Annotated in this window: 18 protein-coding genes and 1 pseudogene; 10 read left to right on the forward strand and 9 right to left on the reverse strand. The window is 54.0% G+C overall.

The annotated features are described in order from the left end of the window. Positions 1-29: 29 nt before the first annotated feature. Positions 30-1037 (reverse strand): MBL fold metallo-hydrolase, encoded by a 1008-nt coding sequence (locus ACVX3G_RS11140; RefSeq protein ID WP_047757902.1) that lies wholly within the window; start codon positions 1035-1037, stop codon positions 30-32. A 90-nt stretch (positions 1038-1127) separates the two neighbouring features. Between ACVX3G_RS11140 and ACVX3G_RS11145 the strand changes: the two genes are divergently transcribed. Then, positions 1128-1529 (forward strand): secondary thiamine-phosphate synthase enzyme YjbQ, encoded by a 402-nt coding sequence (locus ACVX3G_RS11145; RefSeq protein WP_014195933.1) that lies wholly within the window; start codon positions 1128-1130, stop codon positions 1527-1529. A 126-nt stretch (positions 1530-1655) separates the two neighbouring features. Here ACVX3G_RS11145 and map read toward each other — a convergent pair whose 3' ends face one another. Next, positions 1656-2405, reverse strand: coding sequence for a type I methionyl aminopeptidase (gene map / locus ACVX3G_RS11150; RefSeq protein ID WP_014195932.1), 750 nt, complete (start codon positions 2403-2405; stop codon positions 1656-1658). Between the two features lie 263 nt (positions 2406-2668). Then, positions 2669-3973, reverse strand: a complete 1305-nt coding sequence (locus tag ACVX3G_RS11155; protein ID WP_014195931.1) for an ATP-binding protein — start codon at positions 3971-3973, stop codon at positions 2669-2671. 269 nt (positions 3974-4242) lie between these two features. Here ACVX3G_RS11155 and ACVX3G_RS11160 point away from each other — a divergent pair, with 269 nt between their 5' ends. Beyond that, the gene (locus tag ACVX3G_RS11160; RefSeq protein ID WP_158534153.1) at positions 4243-6609 is read left to right on the forward strand and encodes an immune inhibitor A domain-containing protein; all 2367 of its coding nucleotides are present in this window, start codon (positions 4243-4245) and stop codon (positions 6607-6609) included. Between the two features lie 159 nt (positions 6610-6768). Then, positions 6769-6945, forward strand: coding sequence for a hypothetical protein (locus ACVX3G_RS11165; protein WP_014195929.1), 177 nt, complete (start codon positions 6769-6771; stop codon positions 6943-6945). 102 nt (positions 6946-7047) lie between these two features. Here the strand turns inward: ACVX3G_RS11165 and ACVX3G_RS11170 are convergent, their stop codons facing one another. Continuing rightward, complete coding sequence (locus ACVX3G_RS11170) at positions 7048-8166, reverse strand: RNA-guided endonuclease InsQ/TnpB family protein (RefSeq protein WP_025039430.1); 1119 nt, start codon at positions 8164-8166, stop codon at positions 7048-7050. A gap of 146 nt (positions 8167-8312) precedes the next feature. Here ACVX3G_RS11170 and ACVX3G_RS11175 point away from each other — a divergent pair, with 146 nt between their 5' ends. Continuing rightward, complete coding sequence (locus ACVX3G_RS11175; protein WP_014195927.1) at positions 8313-9971, forward strand: IS1634 family transposase; 1659 nt, start codon at positions 8313-8315, stop codon at positions 9969-9971. A gap of 411 nt (positions 9972-10382) precedes the next feature. Here ACVX3G_RS11175 and ltrA read toward each other — a convergent pair whose 3' ends face one another. Then, a complete protein-coding gene (gene ltrA / locus ACVX3G_RS11180) occupies positions 10383-11642 on the reverse strand; it encodes a group II intron reverse transcriptase/maturase (protein ID WP_011230853.1) in 1260 nt (419 codons plus the stop codon). Positions 11643-12404: 762 nt separating this feature from the next. Here ltrA and ACVX3G_RS11185 point away from each other — a divergent pair. From ACVX3G_RS11185 to ACVX3G_RS11195, 3 genes and pseudogenes are all read left to right on the forward strand, one after another. Next, complete coding sequence (locus ACVX3G_RS11185; RefSeq protein WP_014195925.1) at positions 12405-13199, forward strand: uroporphyrinogen-III synthase; 795 nt, start codon at positions 12405-12407, stop codon at positions 13197-13199. Positions 13200-13221: 22 nt separating this feature from the next. Beyond that, positions 13222-13323 (forward strand): annotated as a pseudogene (locus ACVX3G_RS11190) (pyruvate synthase alpha chain); the annotation flags it as partial. A 111-nt stretch (positions 13324-13434) separates the two neighbouring features. Next, complete coding sequence (locus tag ACVX3G_RS11195; protein WP_021322595.1) at positions 13435-13962, forward strand: hemerythrin domain-containing protein; 528 nt, start codon at positions 13435-13437, stop codon at positions 13960-13962. A 217-nt stretch (positions 13963-14179) separates the two neighbouring features. Here the strand turns inward: ACVX3G_RS11195 and narI are convergent, their stop codons facing one another. Genes narI through ACVX3G_RS11215 form a run of 4 tightly spaced genes read right to left on the reverse strand, consistent with a single transcriptional unit; the run spans position 14180 to position 20634 of the window. Beyond that, positions 14180-14884, reverse strand: a complete 705-nt coding sequence (gene narI / locus ACVX3G_RS11200; protein ID WP_014195922.1) for a respiratory nitrate reductase subunit gamma — start codon at positions 14882-14884, stop codon at positions 14180-14182. Continuing rightward, complete coding sequence (narJ, locus tag ACVX3G_RS11205) at positions 14860-15435, reverse strand: nitrate reductase molybdenum cofactor assembly chaperone (RefSeq protein WP_014195921.1); 576 nt, start codon at positions 15433-15435, stop codon at positions 14860-14862. Before narJ ends, narI begins: the two co-directional genes overlap by 25 nt. Before the next feature lie 53 nt (positions 15436-15488). Then, positions 15489-16958 carry a nitrate reductase subunit beta gene (narH, locus tag ACVX3G_RS11210; protein ID WP_021322596.1) on the reverse strand — a complete coding sequence of 490 codons (1470 nt, stop codon included), beginning with the start codon at positions 16956-16958 and terminating at the stop codon, positions 15489-15491. Further along, positions 16948-20634 (reverse strand): nitrate reductase subunit alpha, encoded by a 3687-nt coding sequence (locus ACVX3G_RS11215; RefSeq protein WP_021322597.1) that lies wholly within the window; start codon positions 20632-20634, stop codon positions 16948-16950. The genes narH and ACVX3G_RS11215 overlap by 11 nt, the downstream gene beginning before the upstream one ends. Positions 20635-20805: 171 nt before the next feature. Here ACVX3G_RS11215 and ACVX3G_RS11220 point away from each other — a divergent pair, with 171 nt between their 5' ends. The 3 genes from ACVX3G_RS11220 to ACVX3G_RS11230 all read left to right on the forward strand — a co-directional run bounded on the left by ACVX3G_RS11220 (position 20806) and on the right by ACVX3G_RS11230 (position 26454). Beyond that, a complete protein-coding gene (locus tag ACVX3G_RS11220; RefSeq protein ID WP_011231316.1) occupies positions 20806-21309 on the forward strand; it encodes a metal-dependent hydrolase in 504 nt (167 codons plus the stop codon). Positions 21310-21395: 86 nt separating this feature from the next. Further along, positions 21396-22148, forward strand: a complete 753-nt coding sequence (locus tag ACVX3G_RS11225; protein ID WP_014195917.1) for an alpha/beta hydrolase — start codon at positions 21396-21398, stop codon at positions 22146-22148. Between the two features lie 145 nt (positions 22149-22293). After that, complete coding sequence (locus tag ACVX3G_RS11230; RefSeq protein WP_014195915.1) at positions 22294-26454, forward strand: bacteriocin-processing peptidase family protein; 4161 nt, start codon at positions 22294-22296, stop codon at positions 26452-26454. Positions 26455-26510 lie beyond the last annotated feature (56 nt).

The raw sequence follows: 26510 nt of genomic DNA on the forward strand, positions 1-26510 counted from the left end.
CTGGCTCGCTCTTTTGGATAAAGTTGCGCTCATTCCTTTTGCCGCGCTTGTTTCACCATGGTGATTGCGCTTGTTTGGCTGAACGAATTGTCGAATTGGGAAAGGGCCGTCAACGCTTGGGCGGCATCGATCACCTCGCCGAGCTTCAAGCAAAGCAAGCGCTCCTCTTCCAACCCGCGCCGCCGCCACTCGGTCCATAGACGGTCGAGCGCTTCTTTCGGCGTATCATCGGCGAGGCGGAACGCCCCGTAATGCATCGGCACAAACAGGCGGGCCCGGCAGTCCAAAAACGCCTGCACTGCTTCTTCCGGTGTGGTGTGCTGCGGCCCCATAAACCATTCCGGTTCGTACGCGCCGATCGGCAAGAGCGCATAGTCGATGGAAAAGCGTTCGCCGATGTCGCAAAAGCCGCGGAAGTAGCCGCTGTCGCCAGCAAAATAAACCGTCGGTGCGTCGTCCGCTTCAATGACCCACCCGCCCCAGTGCGACGTATTCGTATCCCAAAGCGTTCGCCGCGTCCAATGTTGGGCGGGAACAAATGTGAGCGATACGCCGTGAAAGGAGGCCGTTTCCCACCATGACAGTTCGGTGACACGGCGATAGCCGCGGCGGCGGAACAAGCGGCCGAGCCCCTCGGGCACGAATATGTGCGGGTCACCGTGCAAACGGCGGAGGCTGCCGAAATGCAAATGGTCATAGTGGCCGTGGGAAATGAGCACAACGTCCACGGGCGGCATCTTGTCAAGCGGAACACCAGGAGCCGTCAAGCGTTTGGCCGCGCCCATCCAATTCGCCCAGACGGGATCGGTGACGATGGTGATGCCATGAAGTTGAACGACAAAGGTCGAATGGCCGACCCAGCAGAGCTGCGGCCGTCCGTTCGGCTTCTGAAGCCGCTCGTATTGAGGCGGTGAAACATGCGGCACGACGTAGGACAAATCTTTTTGTTTTTGTTTCCGCTCCCGCTGCCAGCGGCGGAAATCGGCCCATGTTTTGTGCGTCGAGACGCCGTCTAAGTTTTCATAGCGCTTGGCCAATGATTTCTCACTCCATTTTTTGTATTATATTATTTAGAGTAGCAAACCTTTTTTGCGAAGTACAAAATGTTTGCCCAGGTGGTGGAATGTATGCTTCGTTCGTTTACAATCCGCACGGCAAAGCGGGATGACATGATCGACATTACTTCATTCGTCGAGGAGACGGTGCGCCAGGCTAACGTGACGGAAGGGATCGCTGTCGTTTATTGTCCGCATACAACGGCTGGCATCACCATTAACGAAAACGCGGATCCAGATGTCAAGCGCGACATGATGCGCCGTTTTGATGAAACGTATCCGTGGGAGCATCCGCTTGACCGCCATATGGAAGGAAACACGGCCGCTCATATGAAAGCGAGCACGGTTGGCGCGTCGCAGCACGTCATTATTCACGAAGGCCGGCTGCTGCTTGGACGCTGGCAAGGTGTGTATTTTTGTGAATACGATGGGCCGCGCCAGCGGACGTTGTATGTGAAGGTGATCGAAGGTTAGCAACCATAATTTTATTATGTAAACAAAAGGAAAAGAATAAGGCGGAGAGACGATAGATAGGTTAGCAAGAAGTTTGGGCGAATTATGGATAACCCCCGGACAAAGTGTTTTGTCCGGGGGTTACCGTTACGCCGGCGTCGTTAAAATGAGCGGCCCGTTTTTTGTAATGGCGATCGTATGTTCATATTGCGCTGAATACGAGCCGTCGATCGTTCGCGCCGTCCAGCCGTTCGGATCCATTTTGCTTTGCCATGCCCCCATGTTGACCATCGGTTCGATCGTGATGACCATCCCTTCCTTTAAACGCATCCCTTTTCCTTTTTCACCGAAGTGGGGGACATACGGCTCTTCGTGAATCGTCGGGCCGATGCCGTGTCCGGTGAAATCGCGGACGACGGAAAAGCCGTGCGCTTCGACGTACGTTTGAATGGCGTGGCCGATGTCGCCGATCCGATTGCCGAGAACGGCTTGCTCGATTCCTTTATAGAGCGACTGCTCGGTGACGTTAAGCAGCTTTTCCACGTCTTTGCCGACGTCGCCGATGGCGTACGTCCAGGCGGAATCGGCGAGCGCTCCGCGCAAATTGACGACAAAATCGATCGTGACGATATCGCCTTCTTTCAGCGGCTCATTGCGCGGAAACCCGTGGCAAATTTCATCGTTAATGGAAGCGCATGTCGCATACGGATAGCCGCGGTATCCTTTTTGTTCCGGTTTGGCGCCGTATTTGGCCAAAAACGTTTCAACGAACCGGTCGATTTCCATCGTTGTGACGCCCGGTCCGATGCGTTTGGCGATCTCTTGATGACAGGCGGCGAGCAGCTTCCCCGCCTCGCGCATCAATTGAATTTCCCGTTCCGTTTTGACGTGAATCATGCAACTGTCTCCTTTTCCCTCGATGTGTTTCGCTTCGATAGTATTGTAGCAGAAACCGCTGTGATGTTAAACTAGGGCGATCCGTTCGCAACTGGGGATCTATTCCTGAATTTTACCCAAAAATAGTTTACTCATCTGTGCGAAGGGCGGCTAAAGGAAAAGATGCCCAGACCAAAAGAAAAGGCCCTTTGATGGCTGGGCATACAGGATATCGATATGTTGACCTTTGTTCACAAGAGCCCTTGCGGCCGGTCTTCGCTATATCATAAGGCGGCAAACAGCTGTTTTTCTTTATCAGAAATCGTTGAGGAAGAAGGAGACGGTGCGAGCGGCAAATAAATCGACACCGTCGTTCCTTTATGTATTTCGCTTTCGATGCGAATCGTTCCGTTCATCGATTCAATGATGCGGTAGACGACCATCATTCCGAGCCCCGTGCCTTTGACGCCTTTCGTCGTAAAATACGGTTCGCCAAGCCGTTCGAGCTGTTCTTTCGTCATGCCAACGCCGGTATCAGCGATGCGGATGAGCACACGTCCGTTGTCAATGGAGACGTATACTTGCAACGTCCCGCCGTTAGGCATCGCTTCGATGGCGTTTTTCATTACATTGAGCAAACATTGACGGAATTTTTCGCGCTCACCGATGACGGAAAATGGGGCAAGCGTCGCTTGAATATCGACGCAGCTCATATTGGCGAGCGGGCGGAGGATGTCAATGACTCGCTCGATTTCGAGCTTCACGTTCAGCTTTTCCGGCGTCTCGGGCGCCGGCTTGGCAAACGTCAAGTAATCGGTGATGATCGCTTCAGCTCGGTCAAGCTCCTCAATGGCGATGCGCGCATACTGGCGGCGTTTGTCGGCAGCGAGCGGCTGCTCTTCGATCAGTTGGATAAACCCACGCGCCGCGGTGAGTGGATTGCGAATTTCATGAGAGATGGAAGCAGCTAAATGGGTGACGGCTTCCATTTTCTCGGCGCGAATCACTCGTTTGCGCAGCGCGATGTTATGGTGCACCATTTCCTGAAACGAACAAACGATGAGCATGCTGATGGGCTGTACAAACAAAAAGATAAGCGCAACGGAAGGCGGAGGAGAAACCGCAGCAGCCATCCACTCCGCTATGGCGACGGTCAATAGGCCAGAGCCGAAGCTGAGCGATGCAGCGAACAGCGTGCGCTGTTTGGTTGGCAGCTCGACAAACCGTTTTGTCAATAAACTGCTTGTTGCAGCGATGGCGATGGAAACGACGACGGTGACGAAGACGCCAGCTCCGCCGAACAGCGAGCGGTAGGCGATCGCCGTAAACGCTAAAACCGTCGCCGCCCCCGCTCCGCCGTACAAACCGCCAAGCCACAGAGGAATTTGCCGCAAGTCGAAGATGAAATCGCTCTCTGTTCCGACCGGGAGGGTGATGCATAACATGATCACGACGGCGTAACAAATGGTCGGCAAATAAAGGCGGAATCGTTTTGGTCTCTTCTCCTGCTCCGTACAGAGGGGAACGAGGAACACCGGCAGAAGGATGAAAAACAAGTTGAGCAAAAAGTCTTTGAAAATATTCAGCATCGCGGCACCTTCTTTCCCATCGTCAAGCTGCATAACCAGAATTTCTACAAAAACTGCGAATATATTACATTGTAACTGGAAAACTGTCTGGATGTTAAGGTGAAATCGATAGCCTTTTTTTGCTATAAATCTCGTTTTTTCGACAAATATAGGTAAAAAGAACTATTTTGTTCTTGATAAAAAATACCCTTTATTTTTTTATATTATTCTATAATATTTTAATTGTATATATTTTCTATCAACCTTTTATTTGATATGGAGGGATATTTTTGAAAAAACGGTCGATTCCATCACTTGTTGCGGCGCTGTCGCTCGGCATCGGGCTGTGGGCATCTCCGGCGGAAGCGCCGAAAGCGGCTAACGCCCCCGGCATTCCAGCTGTGAAGCAAGGGGGACCGGTCGATTTTGCGATTGCCAATGAGGAAAAGCTGGCGGAAATGTTGAAACGGAGCGGAAAGCTTCGCGCTGATGCGACTCCTGCTGAGGTGGAACAAGCAGTGCGCGACTATTTGCGGCAAAAGGCGATTCATATGCCGCGGGGAAAAGGAGAATTATACGATAAAGAGGCAAAGCGCGCCGAGGCGATGCAGGACGGACAGCAGACAAATGGCGTGCTGAACGGGAAAGGGAAAAAGCTCGGACAATCGAAAACGGCTTCCGTGCCATCCGTCAAGCCGGAGCCATGGAACGGCGGCAAGCGGGTCGACCGTGTACTCGTTTTGCTCATCGAGTATCCGGACTTTCCGCATAACAACATTCAGCCAACTGAAACGGATATGTATTATAAAGATTATACACGCGAACATTATGAAGATATGATTTTCGGCGGCGATGACGGCTATTACGATGGACCGAATGGCGAGAAGCTTATCTCAGTAAAAAAATATTATGAAGAGCAATCAGGCGGCAGCTATTCCATTGAAGGAAAAGTGGCAGGCTGGTATCAGGCGAAGTATCCGGCTAAATACTATGGCGGAAATGTACCGGCGCCGGATGGCAATGACGTCAATCCACGGGCGCTTGTGCGCGAAGCGCTGGCGGCAGCCGCCCAGGATCCGACCATTGATTTGCGTGAGTTTGACCAAGAGGATCGCTACGATTTAGACGGCGACGGCAATTATCGCGAACCGGACGGTTTGATTGACCATTTAATGATCATTCACTCCAGCGTCGGAGAAGAATCGGGCGGCGGTTCGCTCGGCGGCGATGCCATTTGGTCGCACCGCTGGAATTTAGGATCGGTGTACCGCATTCCGAATACGACGACGGATGTGCCGTATTGGCGCGGCCAACTGGCGGCTTACGATTATACGATTGAGCCGGCTGACGGGGCGGCAGGAGTGTTTGCTCACGAATACGGCCACGATTTAGGGCTGCCGGATGAATACGATACGATTTACTCCGGTCTGGGCGAGCCAGTTGCCTATTGGTCGATTATGTCAAGCGGAAGTTGGGCGGGACGCATTCCGGGCACCGAGCCGACCGGCTTCAGCGCCTGGGCGAAACAGTTTTTGCAGTCGACCATGCCCGGCAGCAACTGGCTGAGCGGAACGACCGTTGAGTGGAACGAAGTAACGCCAAACGGTGTTGAAGTCGTGCTCGATGAAGCGAACACGAAAGGGACGAACAACGATGCCGTGCGCATCAACTTGCCGGACAAAGAAACGGTCATCACGACCCCGCCAAGCGGTGCGTATGCCTATTTCTCCGGCAGTGGAAACAACTTAGATCATACGATGTCAACGACGATCGATTTGACGAGAGCGTCCAAGGCGACGCTGGCATTTGATACATGGTATGCGATTGAGAAAGACTGGGATTATGGGGCGGTAGAAGTAAAACCGCATGGCAGCAACGAATGGACAACAATTCAAGGAAACATTACGACGCCCGACAATCCGTACGGGCAAAACCCGGGCAACGGCATTACCGGTACGTCAAACGGCTGGGTGAAGGCGGAATTTGACTTGTCGGCCTATGCAGGACAAACGATTGACCTTCGCTTCCATTACATCACCGATGTGGCGGTGTCGGAAGCTGGCTGGTATGTTGACAACATTCAAGTGACGGCAGATGGAACAATCGCGCTCACAGACGATGCAGAGGGCGACAGCGCTTTCGCGTTGGACGGTTTTGCGAAAAGCGACGGCATCGCGCGCTCGAAGCATTATTATTTGCTTGAATGGCGCAACCACCGCGGCGTCGATGAAGGGCTCGCCCATATTTTGCGCGGCGACCGGCTTCTTTCGTACGATCCAGGGCTTGTCGTCTGGTATGTGGATGAAGGCTATGACAACAACTGGACGGGCGTCCATCCGGGCGAAGGGTTTCTTGGCGTTGTGGATGCCGACCAGCATACGTTAAAATGGTCGGGCAATACGACAGCGTCGACTCGCTATCAAGTGCACGATGCGGCGTTCAGCCTGCAAAAAGGAGCCCCATTCCGCGTGGCAATCAATGGCTCACAGCTGATCGACAACGATACATCGCCGACGCCGGTGTTTGACGACAGCCGGTCGTATGACAATAAAGGGGCCGTCGACGCCGGCCGGAACGTGCCCAACTATGGCCTAAAAATCCGCGTCATCGGTGAAAGCGTTGACCGCACGGCAGCGCGTGTGTTGATCCACCGCTGACCACCTCCAAAGGCGCACGGAACATTTCCGTGCGCTGAACATTTATCGACACGGTTTGTCATCCCTTCGTCGAATTTGTTGATTTTTCTTTCCCCCTTTTTTCCGCTTTTTCCGTTTATAATCATAAGTAGGATCGGATGAGAAGGGGGAACAATCAGAATGGAATGGTATGAACAGCTGTCGGCGTGGATTGCCGAGAAGCAGCCGGTGCGTGTAAAAACCTATCAAGGGGAAGCGGTCGTGCTGCCGGTCAAGCTGTATCAGGACACGCGCAAACTGTTTGTTTACAACCGGCAAATGCGTCTAGTCAACTACCCCCACTTCGCTAACGCTTGAAGTGGGGGCTTGCAACTCCCCAGAAGTGCGAGCGGACTTCGTCCTCCTTCCTTGACTTGGGGTTGCATTAGGGGCAGGTTGACAACTACCCAACGACGCAGGTCATGCCTGTGTCGTTCCTTCAACGATGTACTCTATTCCTTTTCGTTGAAGGTTCATAGCACCAATGCGGTCATCGTTTGAGGTGTATCCGCATGTTCGGCAACAAAAGGTGTGTGTACGCTTGTTTCGATTGGCTTTTTCCGTATGACCACACTTTGGACATGTCAAAGAGGTGTAATGCGGAGCAACCACCATCACTTTTGACCCATGCAAACGTGCCTTATACTCTAACAGTTGACGGAACTGATAGAACGCCCACGATACGGTTTCATATCGGTCATGGATACGTACACGTTCTGTTTTTTCACGAATGCCTGTTAAATCTTCTAATACAAAAAGGGTACGTTCTCCATATTGACGAACGAGTGCCTTCGTGACAGCATGGTTCACATCCGTCATCCAACGGTTTTCTCGTTGTCCGATTGTTTTCAACTTCCGACGCGCAGAAGCCGTCCCTTTTTGCTGGAGGGTTTTTCGCATTCGTTTGTACTTGGCACGCATATGCTTGATTTTTCGTCCGTTAAAAAAGGTAGTTTTCCCTTGCGAATCATAAGCTGTTGCAAGAAAGTTAACACCCACATCGACACCGACCACTTGGCGAATGTTGTGTTCATCTACGGTTGGAATTGTTTTGGTCATGGGGATGTGCAAAAAGAATTTGTTATGCTTGTAGACGAGTTTGGCTGTGCCAAACGTCCATGAGCCATCAAAATATTGTTCCATGCCTTTTGGTTCGAACGGTACTTTGATTCGTCCTTCTAGCGTATTGACAGAAAATACGCCTTGAACAAGCGAATAATCTCGATTCCAAACGAGATCATATTCAAGTTTTTTAAAGCGAACCAATGTCCATTCGTGACCATTGCTTTTTAGGGAACGGTATCTAGCGATCACCGTTTTAATCACAGATTGCGCCATTTGCGAACGCAAAGCGTAGTTTGATCGAAGTAGACGATAGGTCATGTCGTGTAACTTGGCTTGTACAAGCACTTTTGTGTCAAAAATCACAACAGACACAGCGTTGCACGCTTGTCGATAAGCGGAAAGGGTGGCTTTCAATACTTCTGCTTGTTCCGCTGTTGGGTAAATTTTGATTTTGGCTGTTAACGTCATGTCCATTTGTCTCACCTCTCTTTCACTAAATATATTATATAATATATTATATCTCACATTTCGCACCCTCCCAACGAAAATCGGGAGGATTTTTTATGTCCATCGTCGAATGAATCCTTGACATACAAGGAAAGTGAAGGAGTTTTTCTCTCATGAACGTTCAAGTCAAAAAGGTCTATCGCAATTATTATTTGAATATAATAAGTGCCCTATTCAAGAAACTGGGCCTGCCCCAATTGATTGACCATCTCGTGCCCGTCGATCCGCAGTGCCAAACGCGAGTCAGCGATGCCGTTCAGGCCATCATCTACAATATGTTTGACGGCCGGCAAGCCCTCGTTCACGTGGAACGATGGGCTCAGGAGATCGATCTAGAGAAACTCATCCGTCCCGGTCTCCATCCTTCCTGGTTGAACGACGATGCGTTGGCCCGTCATCTCGATCGCCTGTATGAGGCTGGCATTCACAACGTCATCAGCACTTGCTTGATTCATATTTATCGCAAAGAAGGCCTTTCCCTCCGAGCCTTTCACGCCGATACGACGGACAAGACGGTTTACGGCGCGTATGAATCGGTCTCGTCAGAGGCCCTGCGGATCACGCATGGCTACAACCGGCATCATCGCTGGCAAAAACAGATCGGTTTCGGGCTGATCGGCAACGAGGATGGCATCCCGTTTTACGGCGATGTGCACGACGGCAACCTGCCGGACAAAACGTGGAATCCGGAGGTGCTGTCCCATGTCCACGAACAGCTCAAACAAGCCAAGATGGAAGACGAATGGATTTACGTGGCCGATTCCGCCGCCATGACGAAAGACACTCTGGCGCAGACGAAAGCCGCCAACGCCTTTTTGATCACCCGAGGCCCTTCGTCGCTTCGGATCGTGAAACGGGCATTAGCGGAGGCCGATTCGCCTCACATCCCGTGGAGCGACCCCTTTACGCTGGCGGAGAGAAACGGCGCCACGTACCGGGTATGGGAAACATCCTCCACCTATGAAGGCCACCCCGTTCGGCTGATCGTCGTCGAATCGAGTGCGCTCGACCAGCGAAAAGGAAAGACGCTCGAAAAAGAACGAACCAAAGAAGCGGAGCTTCTTCGCGAGGAACAAGCCCATTGGGAGCGCCACCCTTTCTCGTGCCGGGAAGACGCTGAACAAGCCTTGGCGTCCCTCAAGACGTCCCTTCGCCCACGGTTTCATCAGGTCAAGGCCGCGGTCGAAGAGATCGTACGCCCGAAAAAACGGCGCGGACGGCCGAAAAAAGGGGCGGAACCCGAGATGGAGACGCGGTATCTCTTGCGCCTTGACGTCGAATTCGACCAAAACGCGTGGGAACAGGCAAGACGGAAAGCGTCCCGGTTTGTCCTCGTCACGACCGTTCCGGAGGAATGGAAGGGTCAACAAATGGATGCCCAAGAGATCTTGAAGCTATATAAAGGGCAGATCTCGGTGGAAATGAACTTCGCTTTTTTGAAAGACCCTTTTTTCACGGATGAGATCTATGTCAAAAAGCCAGAACGAGTTGCGGTATTGGGCTATTTGTTTCTGTTGGCCTTGGCGATTTACCGCGTTTTTCAGCGCCGAGTGCGTCAGTTTATTACTCCAGAACACCCGTTGAAGGGTCCTGGAGGCCGCAAGCTGACTCGGCCGACAGGACAGGCGATTTTTCAGCTGTTTCAATATGTGAACGTCGTCCTCCTGGAGCTGCCGGATGGACGCATCCAACGCTCACTGGATCGCTCCCTCACCCCTGAACAACGAAGGATTCTGCAGGGGTTGGGGCTGGATGAGAGCATTTACGTGTAACGTCATACGGAACGACCAGCGATGGTAAAAAAAGGATAGCCATCGCTCGTCGTGTTGGTCAAAAAGTTATTCTGAAAAACTAAATAAAAAATCCTTTGTTTTGACCTTGTTAGGGTGCGAAATGTGAGTTATATCATATATTATATCATATTTTTTAGTGATACAAAAACAAAAAAAGCGATTCCTCCCCCACTTACTCCCTTTGGTCGTTGAAGTGGGGGTCTCCTCGCCAAAGACGATGAACATTCCGTTGGACCGGCTCATTTCCGTCGAGCCGACGCGCATCATCGGTTCCTTTGACCGTCGGGGAGAAGAGGCCATGGTACATACTCGTTGAATCGAGTAGGAGAGGGTGACTAACCCTCGTCCTCTCACACCACCGTACGTACCGTTCGGTATACGGCGGTTCCATTAAGTCTGACGCAGAGATTCATATCGTTGATAAAGACTCTTCAGCCCTTGGCTCTCCCAATAGGAGTTGCCAAGGGCTTTATGCAGGATGGGACTGGCGGCCACTCTCCAATATTTCTTCCGAGTGTTTCCCCATTCATATGCTTTCTGCTTGGGCACTCCTAAACTTTGCAGTTTTCGGACTCTGGTTCTCGGAAGTTTCCACTCTTTCCATTGGCACATGCGCAGCCTTCGTCGAATCCATCCATCTAGTTCTTTGAACACACTTGGGGTCTCTGCTAGCGAAAAGTATCCACACCATCCCAGAATGTATTGATTGAGCTGTTCGATTCGTTCGGGCATGGGAATCGGTTTCGATCGGCTCGTCATGGTGCGTATCCTTTGCTTCATGCGCCGAATGCTTTCCTTTGCAATTCGGATTTTTGGCTCCTTACTTGGGGTGAAGCTAAAACCGAGGAATTTTCTCCTCCACGGACGATCCACTGCCGATTTGGTTTCGTTGACTTTCAGCCGGAGTTTCTTTTCGATGAATGCCGTGATCGATTTCATCACCCGTTCCCCGGCCTTCTTCGTCCTTACGTAGATATTGCAGTCATCCGCATACCGTACAAACTTGTGCCCTCGTTTTTCCAATTCTTTGTCCAGCTCATCCAGGAGAATGTTGGACAGGAGTGGACTGAGCGGCCCTCCTTGTGGAGTCCCCTCTTGTGTTTCCATGACCACCCCGTTGATCATGACCCCTGCCTGTAGATACTTCCGTATCAACTTTAGGAGGATTTTGTCTGGAATTCGTTTCGCTAATATCCCCATCAGTTTGTCATGGTTGACTCGATCAAAGAACTTTTCCAAGTCGATATCTACCACCCATGTATATCCTTCCTGAATATACTGCTTCGCCTTTTTCACCGCGTCGTGTCCTCTTCGACCGGGACGAAACCCGTAGCTGTGTTCCGAAAAGGATGGGTCAAAGATCGGCGTGAGCACTTGGGCGATGGCCTGTTGGATGAACCGGTCTGTCACGGTCGGGATTCCTAGTAACCTGACTCCTCCGTTCGGTTTCGGGATTTCGACCCGTCGGACCGGGCAAGGTTCGTAGGTCCCTTCTTCTAAAGCGTGCCGTATCGCGTCCCAATGTTCCACGAGGTGTCTTCGCAGGTCTTTGACGGACATTCCATCGGTTCCATGGGACCCTTTATTCTTTTCCACTTGTTTGAGTGCTCGCAGGAGATTCTCTCGTGACATTACCTGTTTCATCCACATTCCGATTCTTCCTCTCTACGTGAACGGTCCGTTCTATTTGTGCCATCTTCTTCTCCACCCTCTTGAGGTTCCCCATGGACTTCACCATTTCCCCCCTCAAGCAGGCCCTTTCGGGTTATCTGCTTCATCAAAGAAGATGAACGCCTAGTGGCCGTTCTCCTTCATGGTTCGGTCCTTCCCCTTCTATCTAAGCTAGACGGGTACTATGACCTCTGCTGACTTCTGTCCGTTCAGCGTTGGATCGCTCCAACGGTTGCCAAGCGCACTTGGCTTCCCGGACAGACCTCCCCGGGTAAGAGTGCAGTCTTTCCTTCCATCCATCTGCTTCATTTACTCGGTATCACCTTCGGCAGAAAGGGCTTCGTTTTGTCGTGCAAACTCACCCAATGATACCCAGCCTCCTATGAAGTTCGTGTTCCTCAGACCGGAAGTTTGCCGCCCGCTTCCTTCAGATTCTGCGTCGCCGCAGACACCCTTGCGTTAAGCTAACTGCTACTTCTGCCTTCGCAGTTCGGGACTTTCACCCTATAGACTGCACCCATGCCGGGCGCACACGGAGGGCACGCGTCTTTGGGCGCGTGTTTTTTTGATGGTGGTCGGCTGTTTCTGCCTGCGGTCTGTTCTGTTGCGCTGGGCTCTATACCCAATGAAGGCGGCATTCGCGTTGCGATGTGCCAGGGAGCGGAATGGTTTTTGTTGCATAGGCAAAGACTATCTTTTAGAATGGAAAGGACGAACGACTGACCATAAGGGGGAAGGGACATGCATGGCAAACGGATTGCCTTGTGCGCGTCACGCAAACTGGACGAAATGACAACGCTTATTGAAAAGCAAGGAGGAACGGCCATCATTCGTCCGGCGCAAGGGACCGTCTTTTCAAAGGGAAGCGAACTGGGAGAGGAAATGCGAACCGTCATCGCCATGCGGCCGGACTGGATCGTATTTACGACGGGAATCGGCTTTGAGGCGCTGTTGGAAGCGGCCGACCGGGAGGGAATGGCTGCTCAATGGCATCGAACGATCAAGGAAGCGAACGTGGCTGCCCGCGGCTATAAAACGGTGACGGCGTTGAAACAAATCGGCGTCACCCCGGTGGCCGCAAGCGAGGACGGGACGACGAAAGGGTTGATTGCTGCTCTTTATGGGCACGACTTTGCGGAAAAAAACGTTGTTGTACAGCTGTACGGCGATACCGCGCCAGCCTTGAAGCAGTTTTTTCTTGAACAAGGCGCTTTGTATACGGAATTGTTGCCATACCGGCATATCGCTCCGGATGAGGAGACACTGGCGACATTGTATAAAGAAATCGTCGGGCGCGAAGTCGATGCCGTCTGTTTTACATCGGCGATGCAAGTCCGCTTTTTCTTTTCGTTCGCCCGCGAGAAAAAAGAGATTGCACCGCTGCTTGACGCGTTTCGCACCGATGTCGTGGCCTGCGCCGTTGGCAAAGTGACAAAAGAAGCATTGGAAGAAGAGGGAGTCGATCGCGTCATCGCCCCGGAACATGAGCGGATGGGAGCGATGATTGTGACGCTTGCCCGTTATTTTCAACAATAAGCCCTGTTGAGGGTTGTTTTATATGAAAGGGCGGGGCGAGCATGAAACGAAGCTCATTCCAGCAGATGGCGAGCACGGTTCGGCGGGGATTTGCTACGGCGCGTCGCTCATGGGGGCGAGCGTGCTGTTTTTTTTGCGCTTGCCTGTCGGCGGTGTGATATGACTCACAACGATGGAGATGCTGCACACAGTATAATGGAAACAACGGACGGATCATAAAAAGGAGGAATTGATGATGCATTCATTTTGCCATATGGGCGGCCCTGAAGGGGTGAAATTATGCGCCGGTCTGGCGCAATTAAAACAAGAACACGGCCCGCTGCGCGCCCAAATGGAGCAGCTGCTTGCCGCAGCGGAGGCGATCGGCCGCGGGGAAAATGACCGCAACTGGCGTGAGCCGCTCGCTGATTTGAGAGAAAAAGTTGAATCGTTCGTCGCCGCCCTAGATCCGCATTCGGAGCGGGAAGAAGGCGTATTGTTCCCAATGATGGCTCGGTACATCGGGCGGACGACCGGCCCTATCGCCGTTATGGAATACGAACACGAACAGGCGAAAACGCGCCTTTCCATGTTTTTAGAAAAGACCGCCCAGCTGCCGGAGAACATCGACAGCAGGCAGGCGTTGACGCTTGCCGGCGCGGTGATTGAGGCGTATCATATTTTGGATGAGCACTTCATGAAAGAGGAGAACGTGCTCTTCCCGATGGCCGAGCAGTTGTTGTCCGATGCGGAGAAAGAGGAGCTGTTTGCGCGCATTAACTAAGTAACAAATGGAAAACAGGATGCCCCAAACGACGGGCATCCTGTTTTTTATTATTGGTTCATTTGTTGGCAGGTTGTTATGCGATCGTTAGGGTATGCGGAAGCGCACGTTGTTTCGTTCCCGCCGCCGTTAAAGTTGACAGGCAGGCTGTTAGGCAATCGGTTTGCCCCCTCCGCCTGTTCAGTTTAGGGTTCCTGATGTGACGCCCGCCGCTCGCTTACTTGGCGCGGTTGACCGGCTCTGCTTGTTTTGGCATTCGCTTTCGATAGACGACGTAGCTGCGCTGCAAGTAGCGGAGCGGGAAGCTGAATACGTGAACGAGACGGGTGAACGGCCAGACGGCGAACAAACCGAATGCAGCGAGAATATGAATCTGAAACCAAAGCGGCACCGCTTCCATATAAGCTGGGTTCGGACGGAACGTAAGAAGGCCGCGAAACCACGGGCCGATTGTCGTCCGGTAATCAAACCCGTGCGAATCGATGTTCAGAAACGTCGACGACAACCCGCTGGCGATCACGACAAGCAAAAATCCGAGCGCGACCCAGTCGCCGGTGCTGCTTGTCACCCGTACGCGCTTGACCGTCAAGCGGCGGCGAAAAAGGATCACGAAACCAACGAAGGCCGCCAAGCCGGCCGGAATGCCGCCTGCCAAGGCGAGGGCGTGGTACATCTCTTCTGTCACGCCAAGCGCCTCGTAAAACGGCTCGGGAATGAGAATGCCCATCACGTGGCCGACAAACACGAACAAAATGCCCCAGTGAAAGAGAAGGCTTCCAAGGCGCAACTGCCGTTTTTCAAGCAGTTCGCTTGATTTGGATGTCCAGCCAAACTGGTCGCGCTGGTAGCGCCAAATATGGCCGGCGACAAATAGGACAAGCGCCAAATACGGAACAATCACCCAGAGAAATTGGCTGGCCATGCCGTTGCACCTCCTTTCGGGAGCGGCGTCACGCCGAGTTGAGTGAATGTGTGATTGAGCGCGTCAAACAGCTGTGCATACGGGCTGCCTGCCGCTGCCAGCCGGTCGCCGATTTCGCGGATATGGCCGGCATAATCGGCGAGCAAGGCGGTCGTATGCTCTTGATCTGCATAGGCCATCCATTCAAGCATGAGCGGCAAGTAGTCGGGCAGCTCGTGATCGGAGACGGCGAATCCGGCCGCCTCGTAGCGCGCTTTTAAGGCGACGAGTTCGATTCCGCGCTCCCGCTGCTCGCCGTTTGTCATATACGTCAAGTACAAATTCGTTTTTTTGCCGAAATCAAATGTTTCGACATATTGCTCCATCCGCTCTCGAGCCGGGGTGACCGCGAGCTGTTCGGCCACTGCCAAAAGCGGCGCACGGACGGTTTCATCGTCAAGCGAGCGGATGGCGTCTAGGCAGTCAGGAAGCGATTCGGCCCACTGTTCGTCCGGGTAAGACAACAAATACGATACACATAGAAAGACCGTTTGTTGTTGTTCGCTGTTCATCGTAAATCCTCCATTTCATTGTTGAAGGGGCGGGGCTCGCCTTCTTTCTCCTTTTACAGCGTGCCGCAAGCGCCCGGGCCGCCGGCAAATGCAAGCCCGCAGCTGCCTTGTTCCGCGTACAAGTCAGCGACTTCTTCGCGGTGCGATGCTGGAATGACGAAGCGGTCTTCGTATTTGGCAATCGCGAGCAAACGGTACATCTCTTCAATGTCTTCACGGCTTAAGCCGAGCGATTCAATGAGGCGGATGTCCGGCTGTTTGTTCGTTTGTTTCGCCCGCATATACGAACGCATGGCCGCCATTTTTTTCAACGTCGTACGGATGTGCGCCGTATCGCCCGCCGTCAGCAAATTCGCCAAATATTCGATCGGAATGCGCATTTCATCAATGGCCGGGAAGATGTCATCGGCGCTCGCTTGGCTTCCTTTTCCTTCGATCGTATTCATGATCGGGCTCAGCGGCGGAATGTACCATACCATTGGCAGCGTCCGGTATTCCGGATGCAGCGGCAAAGCGATTTTCCAGTTGACGATCATTTTGTAAATCGGCGAGCGCTGCGCCGCGGCGATCCATTCGTCCGGGATGCCGGCTTCTTTCGCGGCGGCGGCGACGGCTGGATCGTTTGGATCAAGGAAAATATCAAGCTGGGCGTGGTACAGCTGTTTCTCATCTGTGACGCTCGCCGCTTCTTTCACTTTGTCAGCGTCATACAGCATCACACCGATGTAACGGATGCGGCCGACGCACGTTTCCGAACAAATCGTCGGCATGCCGGCTTCGATGCGCGGGAAGCAGAGCGTGCATTTTTCCGCTTTGTTCGTTTGCCAGTTGAAATACACTTTTTTGTACGGGCAGCTTGTGACGCAATACCGCCAAGCGCGGCAGGCGTTTTGGTCGACGAGGACGATGCCGTCCTCGTCGCGTTTGTACATGGCGCCTGACGGGCAGCTCGATACGCATGACGGATTGAGGCAATGCTCGCAAATGCGCGGCAAGTACATCATAAAGACATTCTCAAATTCCGCTTGGATCGCCTGCTCCATTTTGACAACGTTCGGATCACGCAAACCGGTGATATGGGCGCCGGCCAGATCGTCTTCCCAGTTCGGCCCCCATGACAGCTCCATCCATTCGCCGGTGATGCTTGATTTCGGCCGCGCCACTGGCTGGTATTGTTTTAGCGGGCTGTTCGTCAACGTTTCATAGTCGTAATTCCACGGTTCGTAGTAATCGTCGATCGTAGGCTGGTACGGATTGTAGAACAAGTTGACGAGCCGCATCGCTTTCGAGCCGGATTTGAGCCGCAGTTCGCCGTTTTTCAACTCCCAGCCGCCTCTATACTTCTCTTGGTTTTCCCATTGTTTCGGATAGCCGATTCCGGGTTTCGTTTCAACGTTGTTAAAGTACATGTATTCAGCGCCGGGGCGGTTCGTCCATGTGTTTTTGCACGTGACGCTGCACGTATGGCAGCCGATGCATTTGTCCAAATTCATCACCATGCCGACTTGCGCTTTAATCTTCAAGCCAATCAACCTCCTCGAGTTTGCGGATGACGACGTACAGGTCGCGTTGGTTGCCCGTCGGTCCGTAATAGTTGAATCCGTAGCTTAACTGTGCATATCCGCCGATCATATGCGTCGGCTTTACGTGGATGCGCGTCGGGCTGTTGTGCGTGCCGCCGCGGTTGTTTGTCAGCTTCGTGCCCGGCACGTTAATATGGCGGTCTTGCGCGTGGTGCATAAACGCCATGCCGCGCGGCAGCCGGTGGGAGACGACGGCGCGGGCGACGACGACGCCGTTTTCGTTGAAACATTCGATCCAGTCGTTGTCGTTGATGCCGGCTTCGGCCGCATCATCTTTGTTCATCCACACGGTCGGCCCGCCGCGGAAAAGCGTCAACATCGGCAAGGAGTCGAAATACATGCTGTGGATCGACCATTTGTTATGCGGCGTCAAATAGTTCAAGATGACTTCCTTTCCGTTTTCTTTCGGGCGTTTGTTTGAAAACGGACGGTGCGGCAACACCGGCTTGAACGTCGCCATCGTTTCGCCAAACTCGCGCATCAGTTCATGATCGATGTAAAACGACTGCCGGCCGGTCAACGTCCGCCACGGGATGAGCCGTTCGACGTTCGTCGTAAACGGCGAGTAGCGCCGCCCGCCTTTTTCCGAGCCGCTGAACGCCGGCGAGGTGATGACCGTTTTCGGCTGGGCGGTGATTTGTTCAAACGTAAAGCATTCTTCCTCGCGTTCTTTCGCTAAATCGGCCAATTTCAAATCCGTCTTTTTCTCAAGCGCCTCCCACGCTTTCACCGCCATTTTGCCGTTTGTAGTTGATGACAGCGTCAAAATCGCTTCAGCCGCTTTTTTCGCTTCGCTGATATCCGGGCAGCCGTCGGCGATGGAAGCGCGCCGGACAGTGCCGAGCCGGCGTTTCAACTGTTCATACTCGTCTTTCGCTGACCAGGCAATCCCTTTTGTGCCGATCGGCTGGCGGGCGACATTTGGACCTAAGGCGGTCATTTGGTCGTAAAGAAGGGTATAGTCGCGTTCAATGACGTGAATGTTCGGCATCGTTTTGCCCGGAATCGGTTCGGTTTCGCCTTTGCTCCAGTCTTTCACTTCACCGAACGGCTGCGCCAGCTCTTGCGCCGTATCGTGCAACAGCGGAGTGGCGACGACTTCTTTCATCGGCTTTAAGCCGGCTTGTTTGGCGACATCAGATACGGCTTTCGCAAGTGATTTGAAAATATCCCAGTCCGAGCGCGCTTCCCAGAGCGGAGGCACGGCTGGATTGAACGGATGGATGAACGGATGCATATCCGTGCTGCTTAAGTCATGTTTTTCATACCATGTCGCTGCCGGCAGGACGACATCGGAGTAGAGCGCTGTGCCGGCCATGCGGAAGTCCAAGTTGACAAGCAGATCGAGCTTGCCTTCCGGCGCTTCATCGCGCCAGCGGATTTCTTCCGGGCGCAGGCTGTCGCGGTCATCGTTTAACAAGCCGTTCGTCGTGCCAAGCAAATGTTTTAAGAAGTATTCGTGCCCTTTGCCGGAGCTTGAGATTAAGTTGGCGCGCCAGACGATCAAGTTGCGCGGAAAATTCGCCTCGTTGTCCGGATCTTCGATCGCAAACTGCAATTCTTTCTTTTTCAGCTGTTTCGCGACGTAGGCGCCGATCTCTTCCGGCGTGCGGGCTCCATGGCTTACTGCTTCGTTATACAGCTCGATGCCGTTTTTGTTAAACGTCGGGTACGACGGCAGCCAGCCAAGCCGCGCGGCCAAGACGTTGTAATCGCCAGGGTGTGAATAGCGCGCTTTTTTGGCCAGCGGTGAGATGAGCTCATCGACCGGCCGCTCTTCATAGCGCCATTGGTCGGTCGCAAAGTAAAAGAATGACGTGCCGTTTTGCAATTTCGCTGGTCCGACCCAGTCGCGGGCGGTGGCGATTGTCTGCCATCCTTCCACCGGCCGCAGCTTTTCCTGCCCGACGTAATGGGCCCAACCGCCGCCATTCACCCCTTGGGCGCCGACGAACAAGACAAGGTTCAAGACGGCGCGGTAAATCGTATCGGAGTTGAACCAATGGTTGATCCCGGCGCCGACGATGATCATCGACCGGCCGTTTGTGTCGATCGCGTTGTCGGCAAACTCACGGGCGATTTTCACGACGAGTTCGCGGTCGACGCCGGTGATCGCTTCTTGCCATGCTGGCGTGAATGGCACCTCGTCATCGTACGAGCGGGCGACTGTGCCGCCGATGCCGCGGTCAATGCCGTAGTTGGCCAAAATCAAATCATAGACGGTCGTGACGTAAACGTCTCCTGTTACGGTTTGCACTTTTTTCACTGGAACCGCGCGTTCGATCGTTTTTCCGCCCTCAGCGGTGAAATATGGAAGCTGGATCGAGATGACTTCATCTTCGCTCCCTAAAAACGACAGGCGTGGCTCAAGCGGCTGTTCTGTTTCCTCATCAACAAGACGCAAGTTCCATTTTCCTTTGTCTTCCCAGCGAGCGCCGATCGTTCCATTCGGCACGACAAACGAGTCGGTGTTTTCATCATAGATGACCGGCTTCCATTCGGCATTGTTCGTTTGTTTGCCAAGGTCTTTCGCCAACAAGAAGCGGCCGGCCGTCCATGCGCCGCCGTTTTGTTTTAAGGTGACGACAAACGGAAAATCGGTGTACGTTTTGGCATATCGTTCAAAATATGGAACGGTCCGTTTGACGTAATATTCGTTTAAAATAACATGCCCCATCGCCATCGCCAAGGCGCCGTCCGTCCCTTGCTTCACCGACAGCCAGTCGTCGGCGAATTTTGTCGACTCGGCGTAATCTGGGCTGACGGAGACGACTTTCGTGCCGCGGTAGCGCACTTCGGCTAAAAAGTGAGCGTCCGGAGTCCGGGTGAGCGGGACGTTCGAGCCCCAGGTGATGATGTAGCCGGCGTTGTACCAGTCGCTTGACTCCGGCACGTCCGTTTGGTCGCCCCAAATTTGCGGCGACGCCGGCGGCAAGTCGGCGTACCAATCATAGAAGCTTAACATCGGCCCGCCCATCAGCTGCATGAAGCGCGATCCGGCGGCATGGCTGACCATCGACATGGCTGGAATCGGGGAGAAGCCGACGTTGCGGTCCGGGCCGTATTTGACGACCGTATACAATAAGGAAGCGGCGACAAGCGTCAATGCTTCATCCCAGCTGACGCGCACGAATCTGCCCTTCCCGCGCGCCTGTTTGTAGCGCTTCGCTTTTTCGCGGTCTTCAACGATGCTTTTCCACGCCTCAAGCGGGTTGTTTGGATGATGGGAGAGCGCCTCGCGCCACATGTCAAGCAAGATGCCGCGGACATACGGGTATTTGACGCGCAGCGGGCTGTACATATACCATGAGAAGCTCGCGCCGCGCGGGCAGCCGCGCGGTTCAAAGTCCGGCATATCCGGCCCGGTCGACGGATAGTTGAGCTGCTGTCCTTCCCAGGTGACGATGCCGTTTTTGACGTAAATGTTCCAGCTGCACGACCCCGTGCAGTTGACGCCATGGGTCGAGCGGACGACTTTGTCGTGCTGCCAGCGGCGACGGTACGCATCTTCCCAGGCGCGGTCGCCGTAGGTTGTTTCGCTATGGCCGTCGGCTTGGCGCTCGATCGGCCGAATATATTTGAAACGGTTGGCAAGCGGAGATCGTTTTCGTTTCATTTGCTTCACTCCTTATTAGCGTTGTGTACTTTTAACTATAGCCATGATGTCAATAACGCGATGTTAACTTTGTCACACTTGGCATCATTGTCACAAATCCGTCAAAGAAACGAACAAATATTCTTTTCTGTGGTATAATGGGGAAAACGATAAAAGTTTGAGGGGATTTCGTTGCGATACTCCAGCCATGTCATTGCCACATTATGCCTCGGCGCGGCGGCGGCCGCGCATACAAAGCTGCCGTTTACCGCCGCCTATACGGCGGGGCTTGTCATCGGCAGCCTTCTTCCTGACATTGACGAGCCGTCGTCATACGTCGGCCGCCGTTCGTTCGGCGTCGCGGGGAAAGTAAAAGAAGCGTTCGGCCATCGCGGCATGACGCATTCGCTCATCGTCTGGGGGGTGCTTGCCGCCCTCGTCTGGCGCGACTCGGCGTCGCCGTTTACCGCTGGGCTCGTGCTCGGCTACTTGTTTCATATTGTGGAAGACTTTTTTTCTGTTCAAGGGGTGCCGCTGTTTTGGCCGTTTTCGTCCAAGCGGTGGAAAGTGCCGCTCTATCGGACGGGAAAAGGGATGGAGAAAGCATTGGTTGGCATCGCTTGGATCGCATTCGTCTATTTTGGCGTCAACGGCTTGTTTCACGAATGGTGGCGGTCATGGTTGTCGATGTGGTAACGGCGTCCGATCAAAAAAGGAAAAAAGAGGTGCGGCGGCGAATATAGTGAGAGGAACGGATTTGACTAGATAAGGGGGAGAGGAAGATGAGCGAACAATATCCGGTGCTCTCGGGCGCCGAGCCGTTTTACGCCGAAAACGGGCCGGTCGGGGTGCTGCTCGTGCACGGATTCACCGGCACGCCCCACAGCATGCGCCCGCTCGCTGAAGCGTATGCGAAAGCCGGCTATACCGTTTGCCTGCCGCGCTTAAAAGGGCACGGAACGCATTACGAAGACATGGAACGGACGACATTCCACGATTGGGTCGCCTCGGTCGAAGAAGGATATGGATGGCTGAAACAACGATGCCAAACCATTTTTGTCACCGGGCTGTCGATGGGCGGGACGCTCACGCTTTATTTGGCGGAACATCACCCAGACATCTGCGGCATCGTGCCGATTAACGCCGCTGTCGACATCCCGGCCATCGCCGCCGGGATGACGGGCGGGGGCGAGCTGCCGAGGTATCTGGATTCGATCGGTTCGGACTTGAAAAATCCGGATGTGAAAGAGCTGGCATACGAGAAAACGCCGACCGCTTCGCTTCTTCAGCTGGCTAGGCTGATGGCACAGACAAAAGCGAAACTCGATCGCATCGTCTGTCCGGCGTTGATTTTTGTCTCCGACGAAGATCACGTCGTGCCGCCGGGAAACGCCGACATCATCTTTCAAGGCATTTCATCGACGGAGAAAGAGATCGTCCGCCTCCGAAACAGCTACCATGTGGCGACGCTCGATTACGATCAACCGATGATTATTGAACGGTCTCTCGAATTTTTCGCCAAGCACGCCGGATAAAACGAATCGGTATATGGCTGATCCTGTTCAAAGGAGAGGCCATTTTTTGTTTGTCGGTATTTTTGTGAAAAAATATGTGGCTGTTTTGCCGGGCTTGTTCTACACTTATAAATAGCTGGAAAAAGAATAAGGGAGTTTTCTTTGTATGAATCATATCAAACCGATCGCATTGCTCGTTGAAGAAAAACGAATCGTGGATGCCCTTGCCCAGGTGCGGCCGCATTTAGAAAACATGGGATTGTTTCAATGGCGGCCGCTCATGGCGTCATGGGACAGCATCGAGCCGTTTCGGGCGCTCATCCGGCTGTTTGATTATGCGCTCATGTACCGGCATAGCGGGCTTGTCGCGCGGTACGCCCACCGGAAGTTCAACACGTTGCAGACGCTCGCTTGGGTGTGTGATGAGTGGCTCGAGAACCGCCGGCCGCTCGATGTGGAAGAGGCGCTCACCCCGCGTCTTACAGAAGCGCTCGAAGGCCGGGTGGAGGAGCCGAGGGAATCGATCGCCCGGGCGGCGTTTGCGTTGGTGCGCGCTTTATTGGATATGCAGCGGATCGATGAGGCGCACGAATGGATGGATGTGGTTGCCCGCTATGAGACGGTGCCGATGCATGACAAGTGGGGCTATTTTTATATCGAGACCGGCGACCGGAAGCGCGCCGAACAGGTGATTCGCGCCGGTCTCGATGACCCGGAGCGCGGCGACATGTGCTATTTGCTGCTTTCGGATTTGTACGCTCTTGACGGCCGCCACCACGAGGCGCTTGCCGTTTTGGAGGAAGGAGGGCGGCGCTTTCCGCAAGTGCTGGCGTTTTACGCTGAGCGCGTGCGCCGCTTGCGCGATGTGCGCGCCTACCGTGAGGCGCTCGCGGCGATGGATGAACTTGACCGCCTGAATCCGCTTCATATGCATCGCCGTTATTTCGCCCATTTGCGCGCCGAACTGTATTACCAGCTTGACGAATGGGAGAAGCTTGAATCGCTTGTGAAAGCGGAGCCGCAGCTTGAAAAAACGCCGTACGCCCGAGCGCTTGGGCGGCAAAGGAAACGGTCGGTGGTGCTGCCGCTTGTGCCGGTCGTGCAAAAGCATAACTATTGCGTGCCGGCAAGTTTGGAAATGATGCTTCGATTGCTTGGCTCCCCCCGTACGCAGGATGAAGTGGCCCAACATATTTTTGATGTGCGCGGATCGAAATTGTCGACGACGGTTCATTATTTGGAAGAGCTTGGCTTTGTTTGCCGCTTTTTCGTCGGCTCGCCGCTTCGTTGGAAGCGGCTGATTGATGAGGGCGTTCCGGTGCTGTTAAGCGTCGATTATGAACAGTCATCGCACGTGCAGGTGTTGTTTGGCTATGACGAGCGGCTTGGGGCGTTGTACGTGCAAGACCCGAATCTATTTGATCCGTTTGTTGTTTCCGAGGACGAGCTTGCCAAATGGTATGCAGGGACGCATTATTTGTCGATTGTGGCGCTTCCCCGGGAAAAAGCGGCGCTCGCCGCCGAGCTCCCCGAAGAGGAAGACCGCTATTTCCGCGAATTGCATGCGTTGGCCGAAAAGATGGATGAGGACGAGCAGGCGCATTTCGACGCGTTTGTCGCCTTTTTGCGCAAGCATGAGCACATCCCGTACACATGGCTGTATGTCATGAAGCATTTTAGCAGCGATGAGGCGAAGCCGCTTGTGTTTGATTACACCAGGCGCGTCTTGAGCGAGTATCCCGAACATAACGACTTGCTGCTGATGGCGGCGAAAGCGTATGTCTACACGCAAGAAATGGAGAAGGCTGAAGACGTGCTCAAACGGGTGAAAGGAAAGGCACAAAGCCCGCTCTACCATTATTTGCGCGGCCGAATCGCCTTTTTTGCCAGCCGCTACGAAGAGGCGGCTCGCTATTTTCGCACCTCGCTCCAGTTGGACCCAGATCAGCCGGAAGTGTGGAGCTATTTCGGACTCGCCTCGGCGTACGCCGGTCATATCGAAAAAGGGCTCATCTCTTCGCGCGTAGCGGTCAGCTTATATCCGGGCGATTTGTTTATCGAAACGAACCATGGTGTGCTGTTGTTCCACGCGAAGCGGTTTGCCGAAGCGCGCGCCTGGTTTGATCGTCTTGTGCGCCGCGAACGGCGGGATGCCCAGCTTTGGTATGAGCGGGCCCGCTGCGATCGGGAGCTCGGCCGCCGGCGCAAGGCGGAACGCGGCTTTTGCGTCGCCAAAGCGCTCGACCCGCAGGAACCGTACCCGTATTTGATGTTGGCTGACTTGTATGATGACGACGGTGATCGGGAAAAAGCGAAAGCGGTGTTGGAAGAGGGATTGGCCGCCGCCTGGCGGTTGGCGCCGCTTTACGTCCGCCTTGGCGATCTCTATATGGAGGAAGGAGAGGCGGAACAAGCGGTTTCGTGCTACGAAGAGGCGATCCGCCATGACAGCGATGACGTGTTTGCCCATCTAGGCTTGGCGGCCGCCCTCGCGGAGCGCGGGGATGTGGAAGCGGCGCGCCGGTATGTAATCAAGCAGCGCACCCGTTTTGCCAACAACAGCGAATATTGGCTCAATGCAGGCAAATGGCTCATCGCCCACGGTTTCGCCGATGAGGAGGAAGGACGCGAGACGGCGCTGTCGTGGTTGGAGGAAGGGCTGCGCCTCGCCGAGTTTGATGCCGAAGAAGCGTACGAGTTTTACATCGACCAGCTGACAACGCCAACTCTTCGAGAGCGCGGCCGGGCGTTTTTGAAACAGCTTGTCTCGGCTCGCCCGAAACTCGCTTCGGCCCATTCCGCTCTCGGCGTCCTTTATGAGCGGCAAGGCCGGCCGTCCAAGGCCATGGCGTTTTACCGAGAAGCCGCCGCCATGGGCCATTGGCTTTCACTCTTCCGGCTGGCGGAGCTGTGCGCCTCGCTCGGACGCTACCAAGAGGCGAAACAACATTATGAGGCGTGTCTCAAAGCCGATCCGTCGTTTGTCCTCTGCCATTTTCGCTTAGCTGCGCTCTATGAGGCAGAAGGAAACGAAGAGCGGCAGCACGCGCATTTGCTTCAGGCGGTTCGCCTTGCTCCGCTGCGAGTGGATAGCGAACAGCTTGCAGCGATCATAGAGCCTCCGGCGCTGCTTGAGGCGTTGGCCGATGCCCGTCCGCGTGGAGGAGATGTGTGGTACTATGACAGCCTCGGGTATGTATATGGAGCGCTCGGACGCCGCGATCAAGAAAAGGCGGCGGTCGAGAGGGCGCTTGCTCTTGACCCGGATCACAGTGAAGTGCTTCGTCATTACGCGAATGTGCTTAGCCGGGAAGGACGCACGAAAGAGGCAATCAAGCTGCTCGAGCGGTTGATGGTGCGCCATCCCGACGATGAATCGTTGTATTCGGCATATGTCGCCTTATTCCCGAAAACGATGCGCGGCTTAGGGAAGCTGCGCCACCGGCTGGAGCGGCTGAAGATCGGCCGTGAGGCGAAAAGCGTTGTTTATCGGAATGCGGCCGCCGCTCTCCTTCCGTATTTGGAAGAGGAACAGAACGAAAGCGACGAGCCGGTGCGGTGGTGGACAAAAGCGAAAGAATGGATGGGCAGGTTTTCCTTGTTTTCGATCGTCATTGATTTGTATGAGGAGGCGATTCGCCTCAATCGCAGCGATGCGGAAGCCTATGGGCAGCTCGCCCGCCTCTATGCGGCGATCGAGCTGGAGGACGATGCCATCAAAACGTGGCGCCGAGCGCTCGCCCGCGTTTGGGATCCTTCATTGGCGCGTGAATTCGTCGAACACTTGTTGAAGGCCGACGATGAGAAGAAGCGCCAAGAAGCCAAGCGGTGGCTTGAACGGCTAGTGGCTGATGACCCGGACGATGTCGAACTGCGCGTGTTGCAGGCGGTCGTTTGGCTTCAAGAAGGGCAGCACGAGAAAGCCGAGCGGCAGCTGGAGGCGATCGTGGCGGAAGAACCGCTCGCCCGTGAGGCGCTCATGTTGCTTGGCGAACAGTATATGGAAACGGGCCGCTATCAGGAAGCGGCGGCGCTTTGGGAGCGCTACGCCGATTGGTATCCTGAGGATGAAGAGCTGAATATGCAGCTCGCGGCTGCTTATGAAGCGGCAGGGCACATTGAGCGGGCTTTGGCTGCCATTGAACGGTGCGTCCATATGGCCAAAGATGCTCGACTTCGCTACGAACGAGCCCGCTGTCTCGCGCTGCTTGGACGCTTCGATGAGGCGAAGCAAGAGCTTGAGGCGGCATTTTCGGCTGATGAAAGCGGAGAGCTCGCCATGTTGGCGGCTGACGAGCCGGCATTTCACCGCTTGGAGCGGATGTGATCAATTGTTGCTTTTCTTTTGATGGAAAGTTTGCTATTGTATGAGAAGAGAAGATG

The sequence above is a fragment of the Geobacillus sp. PLS 41 genome, from assembly GCF_056494105.1.